The organism is Betaproteobacteria bacterium, assembly GCA_016720855.1.
In the GTDB taxonomy this organism is placed as follows: Bacteria; Pseudomonadota; Gammaproteobacteria; order Burkholderiales; family Usitatibacteraceae; genus FEB-7.
In genome coordinates this window covers 418,317-443,596 of sequence record JADKJU010000003.1, presented here as the reverse complement: position 1 = coordinate 443,596, position 25,280 = coordinate 418,317, and the positions used below count along the sequence as shown (strand labels likewise).

General features: G+C 67.3%; 17 protein-coding genes and 4 pseudogenes. 4 read left to right on the top strand and 17 right to left on the bottom strand.

The genetic code is table 11. The annotated features are described in order from the left end of the window. Nucleotides 1–110: 110 nt before the first annotated feature. The 3 genes and pseudogenes from IPP91_15720 to IPP91_15710 form a co-directional block, all read right to left on the bottom strand. Nucleotides 111–3,336 (bottom strand): annotated as a pseudogene (locus tag IPP91_15720) (efflux RND transporter permease subunit). Between the two features lie 3 nt (nt 3,337–3,339). Further along, entirely contained in the window at nt 3,340–4,494 is a 1,155-nt protein-coding gene (locus IPP91_15715) for an efflux RND transporter periplasmic adaptor subunit (protein MBL0143512.1), read from the bottom strand. Nucleotides 4,495–6,292: 1,798 nt separating this feature from the next. Beyond that, on the bottom strand, nt 6,293–8,869 hold the full coding sequence (locus IPP91_15710; GenBank protein MBL0143511.1) for a response regulator: 2,577 nt from the start codon (nt 8,867–8,869) through the stop codon (nt 6,293–6,295). Nucleotides 8,870–8,979: 110 nt separating this feature from the next. Between IPP91_15710 and IPP91_15705 the strand changes: the two are divergent. Further along, nucleotides 8,980–9,619: pseudogene (locus IPP91_15705) on the top strand (response regulator transcription factor). 52 nt (nt 9,620–9,671) lie between these two features. On the opposite strand, the gene IPP91_15700 reads toward IPP91_15705, so the two are convergent. The 9 genes and pseudogenes from IPP91_15700 to IPP91_15660 all read right to left on the bottom strand — a co-directional run bounded on the left by IPP91_15700 (nt 9,672) and on the right by IPP91_15660 (nt 18,653). Next, nucleotides 9,672–10,334, bottom strand: a complete 663-nt coding sequence (locus IPP91_15700; protein MBL0143510.1) for a hypothetical protein — start codon at nt 10,332–10,334, stop codon at nt 9,672–9,674. A gap of 10 nt (nt 10,335–10,344) precedes the next feature. After that, a complete protein-coding gene (locus IPP91_15695; protein ID MBL0143509.1) occupies nt 10,345–10,605 on the bottom strand; it encodes a hypothetical protein in 261 nt (86 codons plus the stop codon). 274 nt (nt 10,606–10,879) lie between these two features. Beyond that, nucleotides 10,880–12,121 (bottom strand): fibronectin type III domain-containing protein, encoded by a 1,242-nt coding sequence (locus IPP91_15690; protein ID MBL0143508.1) that lies wholly within the window; start codon nt 12,119–12,121, stop codon nt 10,880–10,882. Nucleotides 12,122–12,263: 142 nt separating this feature from the next. Then, a complete protein-coding gene (locus IPP91_15685) occupies nt 12,264–12,896 on the bottom strand; it encodes a hypothetical protein (GenBank protein MBL0143507.1) in 633 nt (210 codons plus the stop codon). 16 nt (nt 12,897–12,912) lie between these two features. Then, a pseudogene (locus IPP91_15680) lies at nt 12,913–14,105 on the bottom strand (2-oxo acid dehydrogenase subunit E2). Beyond that, the gene (locus IPP91_15675; GenBank protein ID MBL0143506.1) at nt 14,102–15,118 is read right to left on the bottom strand and encodes an alpha-ketoacid dehydrogenase subunit beta; all 1,017 of its coding nucleotides are present in this window, start codon (nt 15,116–15,118) and stop codon (nt 14,102–14,104) included. Before IPP91_15675 ends, IPP91_15680 begins: the two are co-directional and overlap by 4 nt. A gap of 2 nt (nt 15,119–15,120) precedes the next feature. Next, nucleotides 15,121–16,353 carry a 3-methyl-2-oxobutanoate dehydrogenase (2-methylpropanoyl-transferring) subunit alpha gene (locus IPP91_15670; GenBank protein MBL0143505.1) on the bottom strand — a complete coding sequence of 411 codons (1,233 nt, stop codon included), beginning with the start codon at nt 16,351–16,353 and terminating at the stop codon, nt 15,121–15,123. Continuing rightward, nucleotides 16,350–17,410, bottom strand: a pseudogene (gene tdh, locus IPP91_15665) (L-threonine 3-dehydrogenase). Before tdh ends, IPP91_15670 begins: the two are co-directional and overlap by 4 nt. 40 nt (nt 17,411–17,450) lie before the next feature. Further along, complete coding sequence (locus IPP91_15660; GenBank protein ID MBL0143504.1) at nt 17,451–18,653, bottom strand: glycine C-acetyltransferase; 1,203 nt, start codon at nt 18,651–18,653, stop codon at nt 17,451–17,453. Nucleotides 18,654–18,822: 169 nt separating this feature from the next. Between IPP91_15660 and IPP91_15655 the strand changes: the two genes are divergently transcribed. Then, nucleotides 18,823–20,619, top strand: a complete 1,797-nt coding sequence (locus IPP91_15655) for an ATP-binding cassette domain-containing protein (GenBank protein ID MBL0143503.1) — start codon at nt 18,823–18,825, stop codon at nt 20,617–20,619. Between the two features lie 145 nt (nt 20,620–20,764). Here IPP91_15655 and IPP91_15650 read toward each other — a convergent pair whose 3' ends face one another. Further along, entirely contained in the window at nt 20,765–21,103 is a 339-nt protein-coding gene (locus tag IPP91_15650; protein MBL0143502.1) for a HigA family addiction module antidote protein, read from the bottom strand. A gap of 9 nt (nt 21,104–21,112) precedes the next feature. Next, complete coding sequence (locus IPP91_15645) at nt 21,113–21,394, bottom strand: type II toxin-antitoxin system RelE/ParE family toxin (protein ID MBL0143501.1); 282 nt, start codon at nt 21,392–21,394, stop codon at nt 21,113–21,115. A 157-nt stretch (nt 21,395–21,551) separates the two neighbouring features. On the opposite strand from IPP91_15645, the gene IPP91_15640 reads away from it, so the two are divergent. Together IPP91_15640 and IPP91_15635 are read left to right on the top strand one after the other, a co-directional pair. Then, nucleotides 21,552–22,058: a DUF1993 domain-containing protein gene (locus IPP91_15640; GenBank protein MBL0143500.1), complete on the top strand. Its 507-nt coding sequence runs from the start codon at nt 21,552–21,554 to the stop codon at nt 22,056–22,058. A gap of 136 nt (nt 22,059–22,194) precedes the next feature. Then, the gene (locus tag IPP91_15635) at nt 22,195–22,359 is read left to right on the top strand and encodes a hypothetical protein (protein MBL0143499.1); all 165 of its coding nucleotides are present in this window, start codon (nt 22,195–22,197) and stop codon (nt 22,357–22,359) included. Nucleotides 22,360–22,386: 27 nt separating this feature from the next. Here IPP91_15635 and IPP91_15630 read toward each other — a convergent pair whose 3' ends face one another. The 3 genes from IPP91_15630 to IPP91_15620 all read right to left on the bottom strand — a co-directional run bounded on the left by IPP91_15630 (nt 22,387) and on the right by IPP91_15620 (nt 25,109). After that, nucleotides 22,387–22,962 carry a response regulator gene (locus IPP91_15630; protein MBL0143498.1) on the bottom strand — a complete coding sequence of 192 codons (576 nt, stop codon included), beginning with the start codon at nt 22,960–22,962 and terminating at the stop codon, nt 22,387–22,389. Nucleotides 22,963–23,187: 225 nt separating this feature from the next. Then, nucleotides 23,188–24,096: a hypothetical protein gene (locus IPP91_15625; protein ID MBL0143497.1), complete on the bottom strand. Its 909-nt coding sequence runs from the start codon at nt 24,094–24,096 to the stop codon at nt 23,188–23,190. Then, nucleotides 24,093–25,109, bottom strand: coding sequence for a hypothetical protein (locus IPP91_15620; GenBank protein ID MBL0143496.1), 1,017 nt, complete (start codon nt 25,107–25,109; stop codon nt 24,093–24,095). The genes IPP91_15625 and IPP91_15620 overlap by 4 nt, the downstream gene beginning before the upstream one ends. Nucleotides 25,110–25,280 lie beyond the last annotated feature (171 nt).

The window sequence follows — 25,280 nt, the reverse complement described above, 5'->3', positions numbered from 1 at the left end:
TGCCCTACCTCCTCGGGGCTTTCTGGGGGTGCCTGAGGGTTCAGGCGCCCCGTTTTTTTTGCGCGGAACGGTGCCTGCCGATCGGGGCGCGATAGGGGATGCGCCGACGATCAGTCGCCCGAAACCGGCCCCGGCGCCGGGTGGGACCTTGCCGTGCGCTGCGTTACCTTCAGGGTCAGCCTCTTGAGAAGCCGGTAGGTCATCCGCAGGCCCGTGAGCGCGAACAGTGCCTCGACGAAGGTAAGCACGAAAGCGGTGAAGGGGTTCCACCGCGCTTCCCGGAGGTGGTACTTGGCGAACGCCCGGTCCCGCGCGATCTCGATCGAGTCGTAGAAGGTCGGCACCACCAGCAGCGTGAGGATCGTCGAGGTGATCGTCCCGCCGATGATCGCCACCGCCATCGGCCGGTAGAACTCGCCGCCCTCTCCCAGGCCGATGGCCACGGGCGTCATGCCCGCGATGAGGGCGAGCGTGGTCATGAGGATCGGGCGCAGGCGCACGCGCCCGGCGTGCATCAGGGCCTCCTCGCGGCTCACGCCCTGCGCCTCTTCCTTGCGCGCGCAGTCGAGGAGCAGGATCGCGTTCTTCGCCACCAGCCCCATGAGCATGATCACGCCGATGAAGCTCATGAGGTTGAGCGTTCCCCTCGTGACGAGCAGCGCCAGGACCACGCCGATGAGGCTCAGCGGCAGCGACAGCATCACCGGCAGCGGCGCGGTGAAGGAGCCGAACTGCATCACCAGCACCAGGTACATGAGGGCGATGCCCATGACCAGCGCGGCCGCCATCTCGGAGAACACTTCCTTCTGGTCGCGCGAGGCGCCGCCCAGCTCCAGCCCGTAGCCCGCGGGAAACTCGATCTGCTTCGCGATCTTCATCGCGTCGGACGTGACCTCGCCGGGCGAGCGGCCCTGCGCGTTGGCCGACACCGCGATCATGCGCTTGCCGTCGGAGTGCTGGATCTGCGCCGGGCCCTTGCCCATGGTGACGGTGGCGATCTGGTCCAGCGGCACCATCATGTTGCTGCCGGTCACGGCGATGGGCAGGCGCTCGATGTTGGCGGCCTCCACCCGGTCGTCGGGATGCAGGCGCACCGCGACGTCGCGCGATTCGCCCGTGGGATCGACCCAGTCGCCCACCTCCACGCCGGCGAACGCCACGCGCAGCGCCTGGGCCGCCTCGCCCACCGCGATGCCGAGCGAGTTGGCGAGGCCCCGGTCGAGCTCGATCTTCAGCTCGTCCTTGGGCTCCTGCTCGGAGAGCCCGACGTCGACCGCGTTGGGCACCCTGGAGAGCTTCTCCATGAAATCGCTGGTGATGGCCATGAGCCGGCGCGAGTCCGGCCCGGAGAACTGGATCTGCACGGGCTTGCGCGCACCATTGTTCAGGTCGTCGAGCACCACATACTCGGCGCCGACCAGCCTGGTCATGAGCTTGCGCAGGTCCACGGCGATCTCGGCCGCGGAGCGCTTGCGCTTCGTGCTTTTCCCCAGGTCCACGTAGACGCGGCCACCGCTCGCGTTCACCTGGCTGTTGGTGGCGATCGTCTCGGGAAGGGTGCGCGCGAGCTCCGCGCCCTTCTCGACCTTGAGCTTCGCGTACTCGAGGCTCGCGCTCGAGGGCGTGCGCACCTCGATCGCAATCATGCCCACGTCCGAGGCGGGCAGGAAGCTCGAGCCTCCGACCATCACCTGGAGCGCGAGGGCGCCCGCGAGGCTCAGCACCGCGATCGCGGTCATGGAACGGCGGTGGTGCAGCGCCCAGGAGATCACGTTGCCATAGCGGTCCGCCTGGTGGTCGAACCAGACGTTGAAGCGCGAGAGCCAGAGGCGAATGCCCTTCTTCTCGTGCTGCTGGTAGCCCACCGGATCTCCCCAGTACGCCGACAGCATCGGGTCGAGCGTGAAGGAGATGAAGAGGCTCACCAGCACGGAGGTCGCCACCGTCAGTGCGAAGGGGCGGAACCACTCGCCCGCGCCGGCTCCCAGGAAGGCGACGGGAATGAACACCGCGATGATAGAGAACGTGGTGGCGGTCACCGCCATGCCGATCTCGGCCGTGCCGGCGCGCGCCGCCGTCATGCGGTCGGCTCCGCGCTCCATGTGGCGCACGATGTTCTCCCGCACCACGATGGCGTCGTCGATCAGCACGCCGATGGCGAGGGACAGGCCCAGCAGCGTCATGAAGTTGAGCGTGAATCCGCAGGCCCAGACGGCGATGAACGCGGCGATCACGGAAGTCGGCAGCGACAGGGCCGTGATCAGCGTGGAGCGCCAGGAATTCAGAAAGGCGTACACCACGAAGATGGTGAGCATCGCCCCGAAGACGAGCGCCTCGATCACGTTCTCGAGGCTTGCCTCCGCGTCCTCGCCGCCGTCCTGGGTGACCTCGAGCTTCGTCCCCGCCGGCAGCGACTTGCCGATCTCGGAGACCATGTTGCGGACCTTCGTGGCGACGGTGACGGTGCTCGCGTCGCGCGAGCGGGTGACGGAAATGCCGACATTGGGGTGGCCGTTGCGCACGCTGAAGCCCGCAAGCTCGGCGAACCCGTCCACCACGCTCGCCACCTGGCCGAGCCGCACGATCTCGTTGCCGTTGCGCTTGAGCACGATCTGCTCGAATTCCGAAGGCGATTCGATGCGCCCGACCAGGCGGATGCTCTGCTCGTCGAGCGGGCCCTTCACCCGCCCGACCGGGGCGGTCGTGTTCTGCATGCGCAGGGCGTTCACGACGTCGGTGACGGAGACGTTGAACTCGCGCAGCTTCTCGGCGCAGCAGCACGGAGAGCTCCCGGCGCAGGGACCCGTTCACGTTGACCACGGCCACGCCGTCGATGCTGCGGAAGCGGTCCGCCAGCACGTCCTCGGCGAGGCGCGAGATCTCGGCGTGCGTCTGCCCGGTCGAGGAAAGCGCCAGCTGCATGATGGGCTGCGCGGAGGGGTCGATGCGCCTGAGGATGGGCTCGCGCATTTCCACCGGCAGCTTGTGCCGCACGGATGCGATGGCGTTCCGGATCTCGTCGGAAGCCTCCACCATGTTTTTCTTGAAGTTGAAGATGATGACGATCTGCGCGTTGCTCTCCGCGGATGTCGAGCGGATCTGGTAGACCTGCGGGATGCTCTGCAGGGCCTTCTCCACGCGGTTCACGATCTCGCGCTCCACGGTCTCGGGGGAGGCGCCGGGGTAGGGGATGTTGACCACGATCACCGGCTGCTCGACGTCGGGAATCTGGTTCACGCGCAGGTTCTTGAGCGCGAGCAATCCCAGGCACATGAGGCCGATGATCAGGACGACCGTGCTCACCGGCCGCTTGATGCTGAAGTCGGAAAGGAACATCGCTCAATTCCTGGCGGGTGCCGCCGCGCCATCGGTGGCGGCGGCCTTGGTGGGCGCGGCGGCGGGTGCCGATGCCTGGACGGCCTGGCCATCCTTGAGCAGCGCGCCGGGATAGCGGATCACCTGGTCGCCCTCGGCCAGCCCGCTCTTCAGCGCGTAGTCCCCGGTGCGCGGATCGCGGTCGCCGACCACGAGGGCGACCTTCTGCAGCTTGCCGTCCTTCACGCGCCAGGCGGAGGACTTGTCGCCGTCGCGCACCAGCGCAGTGGCCGGAATCGTGAGGCTGGTCGCGCTGTCCGTTTCCACACGGCCCTCGGCGTAGAGACCGGCGAGCCGCGGCTGCTTCGGCCCCGTGAAATCCACGAGCACCTCCACCTGGCGGGTGGTCGCGTTGGCCGCGGGATTGACGCGCCTCACCTTGCCGGCGAACTCCTGGTCCGGATAGCCGTTGACGCGGAAGGACACGGCCTGCCCGGGCTTCACGTTGCCGATGTGATCGGCCGACACCAGGCCCTCGAAGCGCATGCTGGCCGGGTCGATCACCTTGAGAAGTTCCTTGCCGACCTGCGCGGTATCGCCCGCGGAAACCTTGCGGTCGCTCACGACGCCGTCGAAGGGCGCGCGAACCTCGGTGCGCTGGAGCTGCTGGCGCGCCAGCACCACGCGCGTCTTGGACGCCTCCACGTCGCTCTGGGCGTTGTTGCGCCGAATCTCCGCATCCTCCACCTGCTGGGCGGAAGCCATCCCGGAGCCGCGCAGGGTGGTCATGCGCTGGAACTGCCGCTCGGCCTGCTCGTAGGCCTGGGCGGCGGAGCGGCTTGCCGATTCGGCGCTGGCGAGACCGTCGCGGATGGCCGTATCGTCCATGCGGACGAGAAGATCGCCGCGGCGCACGACGTCGCCGTTTTCCTTCAGCACCGACAGGACGGTGGTGGAGACTTCGGCCCGAAGGTCGGCACGGCGCTCGGGCTGCACCGAGCCGGTGATGGCCGGGCCCGAGGCGAGGGCGCTGTTCCGGATGGCGTGTACGTCCTCGGTGGCGATGAGGAGGGGTAATCCGCCCGGCGCGCCGGCGCCCTTCTGGGGCGATTCCGACCCCTTGCCGCAGGCGGCGAGGGTGAACGCGAGTGCGATTACGAGGGTGAGGCGATGCGTCATGGCAGGACTTCCGGGGTTCGGGAGTTGCGAGAGGGTAGGCCGGCCGGGGGCGGGTATCCAGCCGGGGGGGACGAACTGCGTATTTCGGGGGGTGAATTGTAAGGGAACGGCGCCAGCGGCGGGGGAGTGGCTGCGGAGCCGTGTCGCCGGCCCGCGGAACCCGCCTGTACACTGGCAGCCAGTCCCGCAAGAAGCATTCGAGCCGGCCATGGCAAGGGTCACCGAAGCGGCAAGGCGGCGCTCGTGAAGGCTTCCCCGGTGTATTCCATTCAAGGGAGGTAGCGCATGGACTCGACCTCGATGAAGATCATCGTGACGCACCGGGGAGCGCTCGTGTCCAAGTACGGCGCCTCGGCAACCCGCGTGTACAAGGCGGTGGACCGGCTCATTGCGGCCGACGCGAAGCGCGGGATCGCCTCGCGCCTGGTGGCTCTCGATGACGCCGGCGACATGGCTCCCTTCGGCTGCGCACCGATGGGAGGCCCCAGGGGCGACACGGAAGGGGCCAAGCGCTGCATCGATGCGATCGACGCCAGGCTCGCGCCGCACTATTTTCTCATCCTCGGCGGGCCGGACGTGGTGCCGATGCAGCCGCTCGTGAACACCGCCGGATACCTGCGCAATGCCGACGGCTGCGGCGACGAGGACGCCAACATTCCGAGCGACCTGCCCTATGCCTGCGACGAAGGGTATTCCGTCGAGCCGGATGTCTTCCAGGGGCCGACGCGCGCCGTCGGGCGGCTTCCGGACCTGCCGATGGCGAAGAGCCCTGCGCTGCTCGTGAAGCTGCTCGACAATGCCGCCGCGGCAAGACCGCTCCCGCCGGAGCGCTACGCCAGGTGGTTCGCGCTTTCGGCCGACGTCTGGCGCGGTTCGACGCGCTCGACGGTGAGGAAGATCTTCGGTGACGATGCGGGCCTGATCCTGTCGCCGCCGCAGAAGGACCGTTGGTCGGCCGCCCGCCTGGCAGCGCGCGTGCACTACTTCAACTGCCATGGCGGAAACGGCGACGTGGAGTTCCTCGGGCAAGCGCGGCCGCAGCGCGACGGCACGGAAGGCGACCAGACCCGCGCAATCAGCACGGCAAGCCTGCGCGGGCGCGTGAAGCCGGGCACGGTGGTCGCGGCGGAGTGCTGCTTCGGCGCCAGGATATTCAGCACGCTTCGCGAAGAGGCCGCCGATGCCCCCGGCGTCCTGCCGATCCCGATGGTGTACCTGAAGCAAGGAGCGTACGGGTTCTTCGGCAGCACCACCACCGCCTACGGGCCATCGACCGGAAACGGTTACGCCGACATTCTCTGCCGGCGCTTCGTCCAGAGAGTGCTGGCGGGTTGCTCGCTCGGCCGGGCCGCCCTCGAGGCGCGCATCGGCTACCTGAAGTCCACGCAATTCCATGACCCCGTGCGCCTGAAGACGATCGCGCAGTTCTGCCTGCTTGGCGATCCGTCCATTCACCCGGTTGCCGTCGGCCGCTCCGCCGTCGAATCGCTGATCGAGATGACGCCGGCCGTTCGACGAGAGTTGCCCGCGCCCGCGGGCCAGCCGTCTCAGGGCGAAGCGCGATGGCGAGCGGTTGCAGGCGGCACGCCAGACGCTGGTGGGCGTCGGAAAGGAGCCGCCCGTCAGCGTTGCAAGCGACTTCTGGGCCGAAATCGAACGCCTGGGCCTGCGCTCGAAGGTCGTCAGGCTCTACGAAATGAAGGCAGCCGTGCTCGCCGCGCAGCATGGCGACCGGTCGCCTGGCGTGGCTCGCGGCGTGACCCAGGTCGTCTTCCTCATCGAGAAAGCCGGGGAGGCGCTAGGTTTCGACGAACCGGCGCAGGAAGTGCGGCCCGGCGCGAAGGCCTCGCGCAAGACGCGCCGCGCGCCGGCCAGGCGATTTCCATCCTACGGGGGCGTGATCGCCTTCGTACGCGACGGAAAGATCGTGAAGACGAACCTCATCGTCAGCCGTTAAGGCAGGGAACTCAGCCCGCAGCGCGCGCGAGCAGGTGCTGGAGCAGGCTGCGAAGCTTCGCGGGTGACACGGGCTTGTGCAGCAAGGGTAGCCGCTTTCCGCGATCCGCGCGAGCTCTTCCGCCGACGATTCCCCCGAGATAATGAGCACCGGGATGTCGCTTCCAAACGCGTCCCGCAAATCGTTTGCCGCCTCGATGCCCGTGGTGCCCGCGCGAAGGCGGTAATCCACGACGATCAGCGAGGGCCGCAGCGAACCGAACTGCAGAAAGTCCCGCGCGACCGCTGCGGTCGGGAATGCGAAAGCCTTGCAGTCCCACGTGCGAAGCAGCGCCGCCATGCTGTCGCGTACGTCGCGTTCGTCGTCGATCACGACGATGTGGGCTCCGTGCAGTGAGGCCTGCACGAAAGGTGCCATCGGCGCTGCCTCGTCGTGCGGCAATGCGGCGGCCGCCTCGAGCCCGATCCGGAAGGTGGTCCCGTGACCCGGGCGCGAGGCGAGCGTGATCCCGTGGCCGAGCAGGTCGCACAGGCGCTTCACGATGGAAAGACCGAGCCCCAGGCCCTGGCGGCGGTCGCGCTCGATGTTGCCGACCTGGTAGAACTCGTCGAACACGCGGGCCTGGTGTTCCCGCGCGATGCCGATGCCGGCGTCGCGAACCTCGAGCGCGAGACAGTCCGACCGGCGCCGCACGCCCACGAGGATTCCGCCGGACTCCGTATAGCGAATGGCGTTCGCGACAAGGTTGCGCAGGATGCGCTCGAGCAGGACGGGGTCCGATTGCACCACGCGCGCCGTGGGCACGAATCGCAGCGCAAGGTTCTTTTCCTCCGCAGCGGAGGACAGGTCGTTCGCAATGCGGTCGAAGAGCGGCTGCAGCGGCACGGGCTGGGGATTGGCAGACACGGCGCCCGCGTCGAGCCGGGAGACATCCAGCACCTCGCTGAAGAGCGACTCAAGCGCGGCGATCGACTGGTTGATGCGGCCGATGAGCTCGCGGTTCCCGGGATCCTTGACGCGTTCGTCGAGCGCGGAGGCGAAAAGGCCCAGCGCGTGCAGGGGTTGGCGAAGGTCGTGGCTTGCGGCGGCGAGGAAGCGCGACTTGGCGAGGTTGGCGCTTTCGGCGCCGGCCCGCGCTTCGGCCTGTCGCTTCACCTCGACTTCGAGCGCGGCCGATTTCTCCGCGACGCGCTGCTCCAGCTCGACGTTCAGCGCCTCGTACAGGCGCAGCGTTCTCACGAAGCGGTCGATCATGATCCACCCCACGAGCGCGAAGAAGAAGAGCGCCACGTAGGGCACCAGGTACATCGGGCGCAGGTTGTCGGGGTCCTGCGCGGCAATCCAGTCGTGGGCGCCGAATGCGGCGGCGACCCCGCCGGTGGCGAGCAGGATCCAGCTCAGGGCGTCGCGCTTGCGCAGCGCATTGTCGATCACGGCGTAGAGCGCGATCAACGCGGCGAGAAATGCGCCCAGGCGCACCGCCGCGGCGACGGGGCCGAGCACTCCTGCGGCGGCGGCGACATAAAGGGCCGGGATCGAGGCCGCCGCGTAGAGGAGCGCGGCGCGCTCGTAGCGTGGCCAGCGCGCCCCTGCGAAGCGAACGCAGAAGAGGCAGAGCAGCACCACCCACAGCACATAGACCGCATTCCACCAGACCGCGTAATGCGGCGGCGGCAAGGGCTCGCGAGGCAGAAGCGTGGCCCCGGTGTGCAAGCCCCACAGGATGGTCGCGGCGGCGAAGAGCAGGTAGTCGTGGTCACTGCGCACGCGTAGCCACAGGATGAGGATGAAGAGTCCCAGCGTGAAGATGGTCAGGCTGGCCGCCGCGGGACCGATGGTGTGCCCGAACTGGTCCGCAAGCTGGCGCAGGTAGAGCGCTTCCCAGGTGCCGAAGAGGACCTTGCCGATGCCCGCCGGCTCGCCTGGCGGCGCGTAGATGCGCAGATCCACCCGGTTCTCGCCCTTCACGAAGAGCGAGGCCGGCACCACGAGGAGCTGCGCTGCCTCCCAGCGTTCCGGCCGTTCGCCCTGGAGGTCGCCGGACTGCGCGGCCAGCACGCCGTTCACGAACAGCTGGCTGTTGGACAGGGTGGCGGTGAGATAGAAGCCATAGTCGCGCTCCGCCGGGTCCGGCAACGCGATCGTGAAGCGATACCAGCCGAACCCCGAGGCGCCCGGATGGTGGGTTCTCCACTCGTCCGGGAGTCGCTGCTCCACCCAGGGCGCGCCGTCGCCGGGCGGGCGCGAGTCGGAGCTCTGAACGAACAGGGCGCGGGAAAACTCGACCGGTGCGCCATCTCTCCCAGCCTGTGCGCAGGCGGCGAGGAGGCCGGCGATCGCGAACGCCGCCAAGCCGCGCACGAGCCGGAGCAAGTGCCCACGACGCGTCGCGCGATCCTGGTTGAGCCGGCCATTCATCGGGTATCGAAGCCTCGCCTCGCGCCCATGCTGATATGCACCCGGCGGCTATTGTAGTATTCGCGGAGCATTTGTCCCTCGGCGCGTTCGACCCTTACCGAGTCCGGCCCATGAAAGTGCTCATCGCCGACGATCACCAGATGGTACGGCTCGCGCTCAAGGTGGCGCTCGCGCCGCTCGGGCCGGATGCCGTGTTCGTCGAGGCGGACACCGCGGAAAGCGCACTCGTCGCGGCCGGCGCGAACGCGGATCTCGACCTCGTTCTCATCGACGTCAACATGCCGGGAATGGGCGGGGTCGAGGGGGTGCGAAGGCTGCGCAGGGCGCATCCGGCGCTGCCCCTCGTAGCCTGCTCCGCCGCGGAGGATGTGGCGCTCGTGAGGGAGCTGCTGGGGCTGGGCGTTTCCGGCTTCATCCCGAAATCGGATTCCACGCACGTGATCCTGCAAGCCGTGCAGCTCGTACTCGCCGGAGGCACTTACGTTCCGCCACGCCTCATGGCAGTCACGGACGCGAAGCCGGCCGTGGGGCGGATCACCTCGCTCACGCCGCGGCAGCAGGACGTGCTCAGACTCTCTCGCCGAGGGCAAGCCCAACAAGCTCATCGCGCGCGACCTGGATATCAGCGAGGCGACCGTGAAGGTGCACCTGCTCGCCGTGTTCCGCGCACTGGGCGCGCGAAACCGCACGGAGGCGGTGGTCATCGCGCAGCGCCTCATGGCGCGCGGCGAAAGGGACGGGGCGGCCTGACGCCGACATCGCAGGCGCGCCCCGGGTCCCGGAGGAGGGTCGGGCGAAACCGTCAGCGCGCCTTCGCCGGCTCGTCCGCAAGGGGCCAGCCGGAATCGTTGCGTAGGGTCCACGGCAGGCCCGCGCGCTTCCCTTCGCTTGCGCTTGCGGTGAGCACGCCGTGGATGCCGCCCGCCACCGTGAAGACCTGGAGATAGCCGTGCTCGATCATCAGGCGAGCGGCCAGTCGGCTGCGCTCGCCCGACCGGCACAGGAGAACGATGGGGTCGCCATGGTGCAGGTGCGCGGCACTGAGCAGGTCGTCCATGCGCTCGACAAAGCGCACGCTGGCGTCCATGGCCAACGCACTGCGCCTGCCCCGGGCGTCGTCCGGCAGCGGTTCCATGAAGGGCGCATGCGCATCGATCCCGAGCAGCATGCCGGTGTGAAAGACCTCGGCGCGGGTGCGAATATCGACGAGCAGCACGCGCTTGCCGAGGTCCTGGCTGATCTGCCACGCCTGCATCGCGCTGATCGGCATGGGCGCGATGAACTCCATGCGGGTCGCCAGGTCGTCCGGACCGACAGGCCCGGGGGCGGCGCCGCCGTCGCAGGTCACGAACGACTCGTTGTCCACGGCGCGGACGCCGCACGCGCCGTCTCCCGAAACCTGTGGCGTCGCGCCCACGGCACCGCACAGGGTGAGCAGCAGGGCGGCGATGAGGGACTTTTTCATGGTGTCCTCCTCAGAACGTGGGAGGTTGGACTTCGACGTCGGAGCGCGGATCGAGCGAGGACCCGGCATCGGGAACCCCGTGGTTCGCCCCGGCCGGTGCCGACTCCTCTGCCCCTTTCGTGGCGCCGGGGCACACGCTGGCGATTTCGAGCATCGCGTCGGATAGCGTGCCTGTCGCGCTCGTATCGACCGCGCAATTCGTCGTCATGAGCTGGCGCTCGGGCGCGGTGGCGCCGATCACCACGGCGCCAGCGATGACGGCGAGCAGCACCGCGGATTGAAGGACTGCGGCCTTGGCCCTGAAACGTCGAACTTCGGATTCTGGATTGCATGCATGAGCTGCCTCCTGTGGAAAAGTGTCGATGTCGACAGGAGCCAGTCTGGTCGCGGCATTGCGCCGCGCCCATTCCACAGGCGGCTTATGCAGGGATGTCCATTGGGCCTAATCCGAACGGATCAGGTTGCGTCCTCCCATACCCATGGCAATGGGTCGGGCGTGCATGAAGTTCCCCCTCGGCCTTCGGAGGGGGCCGGAGTGAGGGTGCCTAGATCGTGGAAACGCTCGTCCCCTGCGCGCCCACCGCGGTGTATCCGAGCTGGGTTCGCGCCACGGCGTTGAGATCGTTGGTGGTTCCGGAGTTGCGCGCCACCCAGGTGATTCCGTCGGTGCTGGTGAAGATGACGCCTCCAGCCCCGACAGCCACGAACTGGCCGCCGTAGGTCACCGCGTTGAGGTTTTTCGGCGAGAGGGGGCTCTGCACTGTCCACGCGAGTCCGTCGTTGCTGGTGAGGACCGTTCCCGCCGCCCCGACCGCCACGAACGTATTGGTGAGGGTTATCGAGGAATCCGCATTCGTCGTCGCCAGCGTTGCATAGGTGACGCTGCGCAGGTCGCTCGTCGTGCCGGATGCCACGGGCGTCCAGGTTGCCGCGTCGGCGCTGGTGAGAATGGTGCCGCCGGCGCCCACCGCCACGTAGAGGCTGGCGCCGAAGGCCGCGGAATAGAGGTCCATCGGCGTTCCGGACGTTCCGATGTTCCAGGTCGAGCCGTTGCCGCTCGTGAGCAGGGTGCCGCCCGCCCCCGTCGCAATGTAGCCGGCGGTCCCGACCGGAGAGACGCCGAGGAGCGTGGCGGTGGTCCCGGAGGTCTGCGCGGTCCAGGTCGTCGAATCGAGGCTCAGGAGCAGCGTGCCGCCTGCGCCGGCCGCCACGAGCCCGTACGCGCCATAACACACGGCGTTCAGATCGGCAGGCGCCGCGGGGTTGACCGGGGTTGTCGCTGCGCCGCCGGCGATGCTCGCGTAGATCGCGCCGCCCGAGCCGACGCTCACAATCGAGAATCCAGCCGTCGTGGTGCCGGTGGTCACGCCGTTGAGCGTTCCGCTGCCCAGCGGCGCGTCGGGTGCCCAGTCGGTGCCCGCAAGCTTCGGCACGGCCTCCAGCGTGGGCGCGCCCGGGCCGCCGGGCCCGCCGTCCTTGCGGCCGTTGATGGTGAAGGAGTAGGTGACGCCGTTGGTAAGGCCCGAGATCACGGCCGGGGTCACGGCACTCGGGATGGCGCGACCGCCTCTGCCAACCCAGTTCGTGGTGGTGATGTCGGAGCCCGGGCCGTAGAAGAGCCAGTACTCGACATCCGGTTGCGGCGTCCAGGTCAGGCGCACCGAGCCGTCACCCGCAACCACCTTGAAATCGGTGGGCGCATCGGCGGCGCTGCCCTGGGCGCCGCCGCAGCCGGCGACCAGGAGCGCCAGCGCGAGAGAGGCGAGGAGGAGGGCGAGTTTTTTCACGGTCGATCCTTGTGATCTTCGGGGCACGGGCGAGGGGGGAGAATTATCCCACAGTCGCCCGGCGTGGCCCTGCCGTGAGGTAATGAACCTGTCGAGAAGGGCGCGTCGGCGGCCTTGATGGCAGCCGGCACGGCTGCCGGCACTACGGAACGACGGTAGGCAGGTACGTCCAGACCCAGTTCTCGGCGCCTTTCATCGAGAACGTCTTCTTGTCGGCGGAGATGGAGAACGGCCCGCCCGGCGGCAACGTCATCCCCAGGACTACGGGATCGGCGGGTCCGATCGTCAGGAACTTGTCTTCCTTTCCTCCTGGAATCGGTCTCTGCTTGCAGCTCGCCGGATACTGGGAAACGCTGGCCGGCGGATAGGTCCGGAAGCCTTTCAGCATGATCTGGCCGGACGGATCCGCCGACTGGCTCACGTACTGGAAGTGCTCGTAATCGCCTTTGAGCTGCGGGGGAGGGCAGTTCGTGCCGTCGGACTTGATGTTCTTAAGTGTCGTCTTCGAGTCCGTGACCTTCACGTCGCCGATGATTCTCCGCGCCTTCTTGTTCCAGACGAACTCCACCGTGATGCGGTCCGTCACATCGGCCTTGCCCTCGTAGTCGCCGAACACGACCATCGCGCGCGCATCGTGCACGCCGACGACCACGAACCGGATCACCTTGGCGTCTTCCCACTTCTTGATTACCGCCATGTCGTAGCCCGGCATCTGCGCCGGCGACTCGAAGGCCACCGTTGCCCCAATGACGAACAGGATCGATTTTGCGTTCATGTGCGCGAGCATGCCATCAATCCACGAACAGCATCGCCGGGCACTCGAGGAAGGCGCGCAGCGTCTGAACGAATTCGGCGGCGTGCAGGCCATCGACCACCCGGTGATCGAACGACGATGACAGGTTCATGATCATCCGCGGCACGACCGCGCCGGTGCGGATGACGGGTCGCTCGACGATGCGGTTCACGCCGATGATCGCCACTTCCGGCGCGTTGATGATCGGCGTCGTGACGATGCCCCCGAGGGACCCCAGGCTGGTGATGGTGATCGTCGAGCCGGAGAGCCCCTCCGCGCTGCCTTGCCGGTGCGCGCGGCCTCGGCCAGACGCGCGACCTCGGCCGCGCTGGCCCAAAGGTCGAGCGATTCGGCATGGCGCACGACCGGAACCATCAGGCCGCGCTCGGTCTGCGTGGCGATGCCGAGGTGCACGGCGGCGTATCGGGTCACGATTGCGTTCTCGTCGTCGAAGAGCGCGTTCATCTGCGGGAAGGTGGGCGTGGCCAGCACGATGGCGCGCATGAGGAACGGCAGCACCGTGAGGCGCCCGCGCGCTTCTCCCCGCTCCTGGTTCAGCCTCGCGCGCAGTGCTTCCAGTTCCGTCACGTCGACTTCCTCGACGTAGGTGAAGTGCGGGATGCGGCCCTTGGAGTCCTGCATCCTTTGCGCGATCTGGCGGCGCAATCCGATCACCGGCACGGCTTCCTTGCCGCTGCGCATCGCGTATCGCGTGTCGTTTGGGGCCTTCGGGGCGCCGCGGTCGGCGTGGCGCAGGAGGTCATCGTGCAGGACGCGGCCCTCCGGCCCGCTTGCGTTCACGCTTGCCAGGTCGATGCCCAGCTCGCGGGCGTGGCGGCGAACGGAAGGGGAGGCGAGGGACTTGTCGGCGGGCGCGTGTCCGGCGGGGGCCGCGGCAGGGGGAGACGGTTCCGTGTCCGGCAGCTTGGCGGCCGCGGTGCTCCCGGCGCCCTCCACCTCGAGCCGGAGCAGCTCGCCGCCCACCGCAAGCTTCGCGCCGGCCTGGCCGCCCAGCGCGATGACCCACCCGGAGACGGGCGAGGGGACCTCGACGGTCGCCTTGTCGGTCATCACATCGGCGATAACCTGGTCCGCGACGACGGCATCGCCCTGCTTCACGTGCCACTCCACCAGCTCGACCTCGGCAATGCCTTCGCCGATGTCCGGCACCTTGATCACATGAATGGTCATCGAGCCTCCATCGCACGCTGGAATGCCGCGCCGACGCGGGCGGGCCCGGGAAAATAGGCCCACTCCTGCGCATGCGGATAGGGCGTGTCCCAACCCGTCACGCGCTCGATCGGCGCCTCGAGATGGTAGAAGCAATGCTCCTGCACCAGCGCGGCCAGCTCGGCGCCGAAGCCGCTGGTGCGCGTGGCTTCGTGGACGATCACGCAGCGCCCCGTCTTCGCGACGGACGCGACCAGGGTCGCCAGATCCAGCGGCCAGAGGCTGCGCAGGTCGATGATCTCCGCGTCGATGCCGGTCTCCTTCGCCGCCGCCTCCGAGACCCACACCATCGTGCCATAGGTGAGTACCGTGAGCGCCGAACCGGGGCGCACCACTGCCGCCGATTCCAGCGGCACGGTGTAATGCCCCTCGGGCACTTCCGCGAGCGGATGTCCGGTCCACGGCACCACCGCCCGCTCGTGGTGGCCGTCGAAGGGCCCGTTGTAGATGCGCTTGGGCTCGAGGAAGATCACCGGGTCGTCGCACTCGATCGAGGCGATGAGTAGTCCCTTGGCATCGTACGGGTTGGAGGGCATGACCGTGCGCAGGCCGCACACGTGGGTGAACAGCGCCTCCGGGCTCTGGCTGTGCGTCTGCCCGCCGTAAATGCCGCCGCCGCAGGGCATGCGGATGGTGATGGGTGCCGTGAAGTCGCCGGCGGAGCGATAGCGGATCCGCGCCGCCTCGGACACGATCTGGTCGTAGGCCGGGTAGATGTAGTCGGCGAACTGGACTTCCACGACCGGGCGTAGCCCGTAGGCGCCCATGCCTATCCCGACGCCCACGAGCCCGCCCTCGGCGATCGGGGAATCGAACACGCGCGAGGTGCCGTACTTGGCCTGAAGGCCGTCCGTGCAGCGGAATACGCCGCCGAAATAGCCCACGTCCTCGCCGAACACCACCACGTTGTCGTCGCGCTCGAGCATCACGTCCATCGCGGAGCGGATCGCCTGGATCATGGTCATGGAGGCCATGGTCAGCCCTCCAGCTCGCGACGCTGGCGGACAAGGTGCTCCGGCATGTCCTTGTAGATGTCCTCGAACATCGAGGAGGCGTCGTGGACGTGGCCCGAGGCGAGCGTGCCGTGGCTTTCCGCTTCCTTCTGTGCCGCAGCCACCTCCTCCTCGATTGCCTTCACCGAGCGCCCGTGCTCCTCTTCGGACCAGGCGCCGATCGCGATGAGGTGCTTCGCGAGCCGCGCGACGGGATCGCCCAGCGGAAAGCGTGCCCAGTCGTCGGCCGGCCGGTACTTCGACGGGTCGTCGGAAGTGGAATGGGCGCCGGCGCGGTAGGTGGTCCACTCGATGAGCGTCGGCCCGAGGCCGCGGCGCGCCCGTTCCGCGGCCCACCGCGACGTCGCGAGCACCGCCAGGAAATCGTTCCCGTCCACGCGCAGCGAGGCGATGCCGTTGCCCACGCCGCGTGCCGCGAAGGTGGCCGCCTCGCCACCGGCGATGCCCTGGAACGAGGAGATCGCCCACTGGTTGTTCACGATGTTGAGGATCACCGGCGCCCGATACACGGCGGCGAATGTCAGCGCGCTGTGGAAGTCCGCTTCGGCCGTGGAGCCGTCGCCGATCCACGCGGAGGCGATGCGCGTGTCGCCCTTGATGGCCGAGGCCATGGCCCAGCCCACGGCCTGGATGTACTGGGTGCCGAGGTTTCCGGAGATCGAGAAGAAGCCGTGCGCCCGCGACGTGTACATGACCGGAAGCTGGCGCCCCTTGATCGGATCGTGGTCGTTCGAGAAGAGCTGGCACATCATGTCCACGAGGCCGTAGCCGCGGGCGATGAGGATTCCCTGCTGGCGATAGGTCGGGAAGCACATGTCGTCCGGCTCGAGGGCGAGCGCCTGGCCCACGCCGACGGCCTCCTCGCCCAGGCACTGCATGTAGAAGGACGTCTTCTTCTGCCGCTGCGCGATGAGCATGCGCGCGTCGAAGATGCGGGTCTTGAGCATGGCGCGCAATCCGGCGCGCAGGAATGCCGGATCCGCCTTCGGGTCCCACGGGCCCACCGCCCGGCCGTCGTCGTCGAGCACGCGGATGAGCGCCTCGACGATGTCGCCGGTCTCCGAGGGGCGCGCCTCGACGGGCGGGCGCCGGACCGCCCCGGCGGGCGAGAGGTTCAGGTAGGAGAAATCGGTCTCGCGGCCCGGGCGGCCGGGCGGTTCCGGCACGTGCAGCCGCAGCGGAGGGTACTGGCTCATCCCTGTTCCTTCGGACTCGGGTGGCATGGCCATGCGGCCCAGTCGAGGATGACCTTGCCGCTCGCACCGCTCAGCATCGCCGCGAAGCCGGCCTCGTATTCCTCGACGGGGAAGTGGTGGGTGATGATCGGCGAGAGGTCCAGTCCGCTCTGCAGCATCGCGACCATCTTGTACCACGTCTCGAACATCTCGCGGCCGTAGATCCCGCGGATCTCGAGCCCCTTGAAGATCACCTGGTTCCAGTCGATCGCCATGCCCGGGGGCGGGATGCCCAGGAGCGCGACCTTGCCGCCGTGATTCATGTGCTCGAGCATCTGCGTGAAGGCCTCGGGCGAGCCCGACATCTCGAGCCCCACGTCGAAGCCCTCGGTCATGTGCAGGCCCGCCATCACGTCGCGCAGGCTGTCGCGGCCGACGTTGACGGCGCGGGTGGCGCCCATCTTCTCCGCGAGCCCCAGCCGGTAGTCGTTCACGTCGGTGATCACGACGTGGCGCGCGCCGACGTGGCGGGCGATCGCCGCGGCCATGATGCCGATGGGACCGGCGCCGGTGATCAGCACGTCCTCGCCCACGAGGTTGTACGCGAGGGCGGTATGCGTGGCGTTGCCAAAGGGGTCGAAGATCGAGGCGAGATCGTCGGAGATGTCGTCCGGGATCTTGAACGCGTTGAAGGCCGGGATCACGAGGAACTCGGCGAACGCGCCCTCGCGGTTGACGCCGACTCCCACGGTGTTGCGGCACAGGTGCCGGCGGCCGGCGCGGCAGTTGCGGCAGAAACCGCAGGTGATGTGGCCTTCGCCGGAGACGCGGTCGCCGATGGAGAAGCCGCGCACCTCGATCCCCATCTCGACGATTTCGCCCACGTACTCGTGGCCGACGTGCATCGGCACCGGAATCGTCTTCTGCGCCCACTCGTCCCATTTCCAGATATGAATGTCGGTGCCGCAGATCGCGGTCTTGCGGATGCGGATCATGACGTCGTTGTGCCCTACCTCGGGCCTCTTCACGCGCGTGAGCGTGAGGCCGGGGCGCGTTCGAGCTTCGCGAGTGCCTTCATCGGTCCACCTTTGCCTTGGTGCCAGGCACGCGAGCCGGGTTCATCGGATGGCGCCGAGCGAGCGGCCGACCTTGGCGAAGGCTGCCGCGGCGCGATCGACCTGTTCGGGCGTGTGCGCCGCGCTCATTTGCGTGCGGATGCGGGCGCGGCCCCTGGGAACCACGGGGTAGGAAAAGCCGATCACGTACACGCCCTCGGCCAGCAGCGCATCGGCCATGCGCGTGGCAAGCGTCGCTTCGCCGAGCATCACCGGGATGATGGGATGCCCGCCGGGAACGAGGTCGAAGCCGAGCGCGGCCATTTCGCGGCGGAAGTGCTCGCCGTTCGCACGCACCTGCCGGCGCAGCCGGGCGCCCTCATCGCTCGCCAGCAGCTCGAGCACCTTGAGGGAAGTCGCCGCGATGCAGGGCGCAAGCGAGTTCGAGAAAAGGTAGGGACGGGAGCGCTGGCGCAGGAGCTCGACGATCTCGCGCCGGCCCGCGGTGTATCCGCCCGAGGCCCCCCCCATGGCCTTGCCGAGCGTGCCGGTGAGGATGTCGATCCGTCCCTCGACGCCGCAAAGCTCGGGCGTGCCGCGGCCCGCTTCGCCCACGAATCCCACGGCGTGCGAATCGTCCACCATGGTGAGCGCGCCGTAGCGCTGCGCCAGGTCGCAGAGCGCCTTCAGGTTCGCGACGATGCCGTCCATCGAGAACACGCCGTCGGTCGCGATGAGCTTGAAGCGCGCACCGGCGGCATCGGCCTCCTCGAGCTTCGCCTCCAGGTCTGCCATGTCGTTGTTCCGGTAGCGGTAGCGCTTCGCCTTGCACAGGCGAATGCCGTCCACGATGCTCGCATGGTTCAGCTCGTCGCTGATGACGGCATCCTCCTCGCCCAGCAGGGTCTCGAAGAGGCCGCCGTTCGCATCGAAGCAGCTCGAATAGAGGATGCAGTCGTCCATCTTCAGGAACGCCGAAAGGGCCGCCTCCAGCTCCTTGTGCACGTCCTGCGTGCCGCAGATGAAGCGCACCGAGGCCATCCCGTAGCCGTAGCGGTCGAGCGCCGCCTTGCCGGCGGCCACGAGCCGCTCATCGTCGGCCAGGCCCAGGTAATTGTTGGCGCAGAAGTTGAGCACTTCCGACCCGTCGGCCAGCCGGATGGCGGACGACTGCGGGCTCGCGATCACGCGTTCCGATTTGCTGAAGCCGTCGGCGCGAATGCGTGCCAGCGTGTTGCGCACATGGGACAGATAGCGGTCGCTCATGGCGGGCCTGTCCTCCCCGGGGGTGGTGGGATGCAGCGTATCTTAGCCTGTCGCTGTGGCGCGGCAAGTTGCGCGCGCGCAAAAAAAGCGGCCGAATCCCGCGTGCCCCATGGCCTGGCGCCGCAATCCAATCCACCAAAGTTCCCGCCAATACGGTCACAATTGCGGCATGTCCGAGCCTACCAGCCCCACGCAGGAACAGCGAAAGAGCGGCCTCGCCACCCTCAGGGGACTCATCCCCTTCCTCGCCCCCTACAAGCGCCAGTTCCTGATGGCGGGCGTGGCGCTCCTGGTCGCCGCGGCCGCCACGCTCGCGATCCCGTACGCGTTCAAGCAGATGATCGACCTGGGCTTCGGAGCCGCGGGCTCGAAGAGCACCGAGAACATCGATCTGTACTTCCTCGCGCTCTTCGCCGTGGCGTGCGTCCTGGCCGTCGCGACCGCGGCACGGTTCTATGCGGTGTCCTGGCTGGGCGAACGGGTTACCGCGGACATCCGCAATGCGGTATACCGGCACGTGGTCACGCAGAGCCCGCAGTTCTTCGAGGTCACGCGCAGCGGCGAGGTTCTCTCTCGCCTGACCACCGACACCACGCTCATCCAGTCCGTGGTCGGCACCAGCATCTCGATGGCGATCCGCAACGCCTTTCTCTTCGCAGGCGGGCTGGCGATGATGTTCGTGACCAGCGTGAAGCTCTCGTCCATCATCATCGTGCTGCTGGTGGGGGTCATCGTGCCCATCATCGTGTTCGGGCGCCGCGTGCGCAAGCTCTCGCGCGATTCCCAGGACCGCATCGCGGACTCGTCGGCCATGGCAGGGGAGATCCTGAACGCGATGCCGATCGTGCAGGCGTACACGCACGAGCACATCGAGGCGGAGCGCTTCGGTGTCTCCGTCGAACGCGCGTTCACGACCGCGATCCGGCGCGTCCGTGCGCGCGCGCTGCTGACCAACATCGCGATCCTGCTGGTCTTCGGCGCCATCGTGTTCGTGCTTTGGCTGGGGGCGCACGCGGTGATGCAGGGAAACATGACGGGCGGGGACCTGGGGCAGTTCATCCTCTACTCCGCGATCGTCGCCGGGTCCGTGGGCGCGCTGGCGGAGACGCTGGGAGAGGCGCAGCGGGCCGCGGGGGCGACGGAGCGCTTGATGGAGCTGCTGGCGGCGCACTCCCCGATCCAGTCGCCGGAGCATCCGCTTGCGCTGCCGCCGCGCACGAAGTCCGGCGCGTCTCTCGCGCTCCGGGACGTGACCTTCCACTATCCTTCGCGCCCCCAAACCGCGTCGCTCTCCGGTCTCTCGCTTGCGGTGCAACCCGGCGAAACGGTCGCGGTGGTCGGGCCATCCGGCGCGGGGAAGACGACGCTCTTCCAGTTGTTGTTGCGCTTCTACGACCCGCAGGAAGGCTCGATCACGCTCGATGGCGTCGAGATCCGCAGCCTGCACCTTCACACCCTGCGCGATGCGATAGGCATCGTGCCCCAGGACACCGTGATCTTCGCCGCCGACGCGATGGAGAACATCCGCTACGGACGCGTCGATGCGACGGACGAGGAAGTCGTCACGGTCGCGCGGATGGCGGCGGCTCACGAATTCATCGAGAAGCTGCCGCAGGGGTACCAGTCGTTCCTCGGGGAGCGCGGCGTGCGGCTCTCCGGCGGGCAGCGCCAGCGCATCGCGATTGCCCGCGCGCTCCTGAAGAACCCGCCGTTGCTGCTGCTCGACGAGGCGACGAGCGCGCTCGATGCGGAATCGGAACGTCTCGTGCAAGGGGCGCTCGAGGCGGCCATGGCCGGGCGCACGACCTTGGTCATCGCGCACCGCTTGGCGACGGTGAAGCGCGCCGATCGCATCATCGTGATGGACGAGGGCCGCATCGTGGAGACCGGGACGCATGCCACGCTCGTCGCGATGGGCGGGATTTACGCCAATCTGGCGGCCCTGCAGTTTCACGGGATGGGGTAAGGCGCTCACGCCGGCCAGGGCGTCATTGGTCGTCGTCGGTCGGCGCGACGATCGGAGGCCACATCGATGCCCAGCCCTGCGCAATGTCACGTAGGGGAAGCCCGCCGGACCTGGCGCCCGAATGGAGGAGCGTGGGTTGAGAACGCTATTTTCGTCCCCGGTATCTCTTCCTTGCCTCCGACGCAGCCTGCGCAGCAGGCTTGTACCTCGGTGCCGACGCGAGCGCACCCTGCAATCGATCCTGCTCTACCTCCAGGTCGTAGCGCGTCTGCAGGTTCATCCAGAATTGCGCCGAATTTCCGAAGTAGTGGGCCAGGCGCAATGCCGTGCCTGCCGTGATGCCGCGCCGCCCGAGCACGATTTCATTGATGCGTCGCGGCGGCACCGCCATGTCCACTGCCAGCCGGTACTGACTGAGGCCGAGTGGAGTGAGAAACTCCTCGTCGAGAATTTCGCCGGGATGGATGGGCGTGAGCTTGGCCATGAAAGTGCCTCAGTCGTGGTAATCGACAATCTCGACGTCTTCGGCGCCTGCGGCTGTCCAACGAAAGCAGAGGCGCCACTGACTGTTGATGCGGATGCTGTGCTGCCCGGTGCGTTCGCCCCGCAGCGCCTCGAGGTGGTTGCCGGGCGGTACCCGAAGATCCTGCAGCGACACCGCTGCTTCGAGCATCTCCATCTTTCGACGCGCCTGGCGCTCCAATGATCGGAATCGTGCCACCGGTTCGCGATCAAGGACCCGTGAGGTGTCGCGGTTGCGGAACGAACGGATCACGGTGGATGTTAACGGGGAACGTTATTAACGACAAGCGTCAATGGACTTGGGTCGGGATCATTCCGTAGAACGCGGCGGGCTGCGAATCGGTGCACCGCAGGATTTGCGCTACTCTGTCGGCCCAGAGTCCCAGGCGACCCGCCAACCGGAGATCCAGATGAACATTTCCATGTACCAGGCTTCCGTTCCGACTTTCACCCGCGTGCTCGCCAACCTGGCGGCGGTCCTGGAGAAGGCCGCATCCCATGCGGAAGCGAAGAAGCTCGACCCCGCGGTCCTCATGGGCAGCCGCCTGTACCCGGACATGTTTCCGCTCGTGAAGCAGGTGCAGATCGCGGCCGATGCCGCCAAGGGAGGCGCGGCGCGGCTCGCGCAGGTCGAGCCCCCGGCCTATGAGGACAATGAGGCCTCGTTTGCCGACCTGGTGGCACGCCTGCGCAGGACGATCGCCTACCTGGAAACCCTCAAGCCCGAGCAGATCGACGGCTCCGAGGACCGCACCGTGACCTGGAAGACGCGCACCGCCACCAAGTCGATGCATGCGATGCCGTACCTCCTGAACCACGTGCTGCCGAACCTGTACTTCCACGTGACCACCGCGTACGCGATCCTGCGGCACAACGGGGTGGAAATCGGGAAGGGGGACTTCCTCGGAAGGTCGTGATATTCCGGGTTGCCGCGAACGATTTCGCGTTCCTGCGGTCCAATGCCCGCAACGACAAACTCCTGCCGCCTGCGCCACCGCTTCATCTCCGCGCGGCGGAATAGACAGGATTGCCTATCCCGACCAGGAGAAGACCATGCTGAAGCAGCTCAGGAACGAGAGAATCGCCGTGTCGATCGAAGTGGACCGCGCACGAAACTGGAGAAGCTCGGCGGCGCTCGACCAGATCAAGAAGGGCCTGGAAGCGAAGCTGCTTACGCTCGACAAGGCGATCAAGGACGAGGTCGAAAAGCAGGCTTAGCCGGCACGGTGCCGAGAAACCTCGTTGCTACGCGTTCCCCAGCACGAGGTTCACCGCCTTCACCAGCCCGCTCATCTTGAACGGCTTGGACACGTAGCCGTCCGCGCCAGCGGACAGGCCCGCGGCCACATCCGATGCCTCGGACTTCCCCGTCATCATGATCACGGGCAGCTTCTCGAGCTTGGGGTGAGTGCGTATGCGTTGCAGGACCTGCAGGCCGTTGGCATCGGGCAGCATGATGTCCATGAGGATGAGGTCGACCGTCGGTTTGCGGTTGATCTCGGCGTTGATTTCCGCGCGATTCGACGCCCAGTGCACCTCGAATCCCGCGAGCATGAAGATGTCGATGAGCAGTTGCGCGAGATCGCCATCGTCCTCGACGACGAGGATCACGTACTTGCTCCCGTTGCGCGGCGGGATCCGGACTTCGGAACGACGCGCGATGCTCACGTAGAACCCCGAATTCTGCAGTTGCGGGGTGCCTTCGCGGGCCTCCTGGCGCGCCTGCTGCACCCGCTCCGGCGCGGGCTGCGGCATGGGGGCGGCGCTGGAGGGCGTGAAATCCAGCTCGTCCTCGTGCGGCGGATTCGAAGGGGAACTCATGGGCGTAGCTGCGCTCCGAAGATGGTCGCTTCGTCCTGGCGAGCGGAAAAATGCCAATGCGGTTGCGGCCATGGCCGCCCCGCTCATCGAGCAAATGTTACACCGTCCGTCACATCCGGCTCTTGCGTCGGCGCAATGCGTGGAGGTCGCGCAAGCCCGCAATTCGATCCGCCTCGACTCCCCGTCGAAGTCCGGACGGGTATCGTCCGGGCTCGGCGCAGAGGGTCATGGCTCTGCAAGCGACTTCAGCGGCTCCAGGGCATCGTTCAGCAGGCGCCGCCCCGTGGCCTCAAGCAGTTCGCGCGTCACTCGATACGAGCTCAGCAGGCCGTTCGCCACGCAATGGCGCGCCTCTTCCAGATCCTCCCCGCTTGCGAGCATCGCGCGAATGCCGTCACCCGCTCGATGGGCGAGGAGTCTCCAGTCCTTCGAAAACCGATGGCGCAAGGCCGCGGACCAAAGTGCCGGCCACGCCACGAGGGCGTCCTGATCTTCGCGTTGCGCGAGCGAGGCGATGGCGAGAACCCGGCCCAGGTCCTTGTTGCTTCGCTTGATGCGGCGGCCCTCGATCAAGCCACCCATTCGCTCCGGGCCTATGGCCGGATGATGGAGCAGATTGGCGAGCGCCATCATCTCGGGGCGCGCAATGCGGATTCCAAACTCGGTGACGACCGGATCCTCCTCCGCGAGGGCAAGATAGCCGAAGCTGCAGAGTACGAAGTGACCGACGGCTGTCGGGATCCGCGTGTAGGTCTTTCCGCGATCCGCGGGTGACGACGGAGCACTGAGAAGCTCGATGTTCCAATCGCTCGACCGAGGCGGCACGAGCCGGATCATGGGAAGCGCTTCCACGGGTGTCGAATCGTTGCCCGGCTGGATGCCGCCGGGGCCGGGACTGGGCTTCCAATGTTCGGCGATCAGGCGTTCGGCGACGGTTTGCCCCGTTTGCATTGCAGTTACGTGGGGAGAGAGCATGCAATCGACATCCTTGGTGCGCATGAGCCGTTCCGGGTCCCGCCCGAAGTAGTAGTAGCCTGCGGCGAGGCTGCCGATGACGATCACGTTTTTGCGGCAATCGTCGGGAAGCGCCTCCGCGACCTGCTTCAGTGTTTCGCGAGGGGAGAGATCACTCACGACCGGGAAGGCCTGCCTGTCGGAGTCATCGCGCTTTTCCGGCTTGTGAAGAAGTCGAGGAGTTCGTGCGCCTGCTGCTCGAGACGGGCCTCGTGCAGGTCGAGCAGGCATTCGACGGGATCGGCGTATCTCACGCGGTCCCGGCCGACGACGAACAGTGCTTCATTCCGGTTGATCTGGTGCACGACCAGCGTTGACGGGTCATCCTTTCTGTCGGTCCTGCGCAGCGCGGGGTCGAGGTCCTCGACGAACGCGAGATCCGCGCCCCGGATCGCGTTGACGGTGAGGTCGAGGCGCGGAGTCCCGGCGAGGTCGAGCGAAGGCAGGTAGTGACGCGCCGCAATCACGCCACCCACGGCGACGTCGGGCAGGTTGTGATTGCCCAACCGGCGATACAACGATTCCGGTGACCTGGGTTGACCCGATCGATCGGTGAAGCGCACGGTCGATCGCGCGCGGTCGGACACGGCCACGAGCGCCGCCCATTCCTCCATCGGAAAGCGGCTCAGTTCGACCCGGCGGTCCGAGTGGCGAACGAGCACGTGCTCATAACGCTTGAGCGCACTTGCGACGGTCGGATAGCTTGCACCGGATATCTTCCTGATCCGGTCGCTGGTCATCGGCCCCCTGTCGAGGAGCCACTCGTGCAGGAGGATCTTGAAGACGGAATATTCGGAAAGGCGCCCCCTCATCGCACCGGCCTTTCGCCTTGCGGTCTCCTCCCTGACGAGGTGCGCCAGCTTCGCGGGAAAGCCTGGCAAGAGGTCCACGGGAAGCCCGCGAAAAAGCCCGTCCGTCTCGATCGTGGCTCCAAGCCTTTTCATGACGTCGGGTGTGAAGACTTGCCGGGCCAGGGCCAGTTCGCGCTCGAGGCGGGGTTGGGTGATGCGGGTGTTGGTCAGGACGAGCAGCGCCCTGGCTTTCTTGTCGTGCGCCAAGTGGTAGGCAAGTCCCAGCAGCGCTGCGCGCACGTTGCGGAAGCTGCTGGCCCCATCGCTTACTTCGACCAGCACGCCGTCTATCCGGGCGTCCGGTTCGTAGCCGATAAGGGACCGGGTTCGGAGGTTTGTCCGTGGCATGGATATCAAGATGCCACAAAAATATTAAAGTTGCACCTTCATATAAAAGGTGCAACTAGAACATCCGCACACGCTACTTATAAGACATTGATATGTAATAGTTTT

Coding starts and splice junctions, on each gene's coding strand:
- IPP91_15715 (MBL0143512.1), bottom strand. CDS start 4,494: ATGACGCATCGCCTCACCCTCGTAATCGCACTCGCGTTCACCCTCGCC.
- IPP91_15710 (MBL0143511.1), bottom strand. CDS start 8,869: ATGAATGGCCGGCTCAACCAGGATCGCGCGACGCGTCGTGGGCACTTG.
- IPP91_15700 (MBL0143510.1), bottom strand. CDS start 10,334: ATGAAAAAGTCCCTCATCGCCGCCCTGCTGCTCACCCTGTGCGGTGCC.
- IPP91_15685 (MBL0143507.1), bottom strand. CDS start 12,896: ATGAACGCAAAATCGATCCTGTTCGTCATTGGGGCAACGGTGGCCTTC.
- IPP91_15675 (MBL0143506.1), bottom strand. CDS start 15,118: ATGGCCTCCATGACCATGATCCAGGCGATCCGCTCCGCGATGGACGTG.
- IPP91_15670 (MBL0143505.1), bottom strand. CDS start 16,353: ATGAGCCAGTACCCTCCGCTGCGGCTGCACGTGCCGGAACCGCCCGGC.
- IPP91_15660 (MBL0143504.1), bottom strand. CDS start 18,653: ATGAGCGACCGCTATCTGTCCCATGTGCGCAACACGCTGGCACGCATT.
- IPP91_15655 (MBL0143503.1), top strand. CDS start 18,823: ATGTCCGAGCCTACCAGCCCCACGCAGGAACAGCGAAAGAGCGGCCTC.
- IPP91_15650 (MBL0143502.1), bottom strand. CDS start 21,103: ATGGCCAAGCTCACGCCCATCCATCCCGGCGAAATTCTCGACGAGGAG.
- IPP91_15640 (MBL0143500.1), top strand. CDS start 21,552: ATGAACATTTCCATGTACCAGGCTTCCGTTCCGACTTTCACCCGCGTG.
- IPP91_15635 (MBL0143499.1), top strand. CDS start 22,195: ATGCTGAAGCAGCTCAGGAACGAGAGAATCGCCGTGTCGATCGAAGTG.
- IPP91_15630 (MBL0143498.1), bottom strand. CDS start 22,962: ATGAGTTCCCCTTCGAATCCGCCGCACGAGGACGAGCTGGATTTCACG.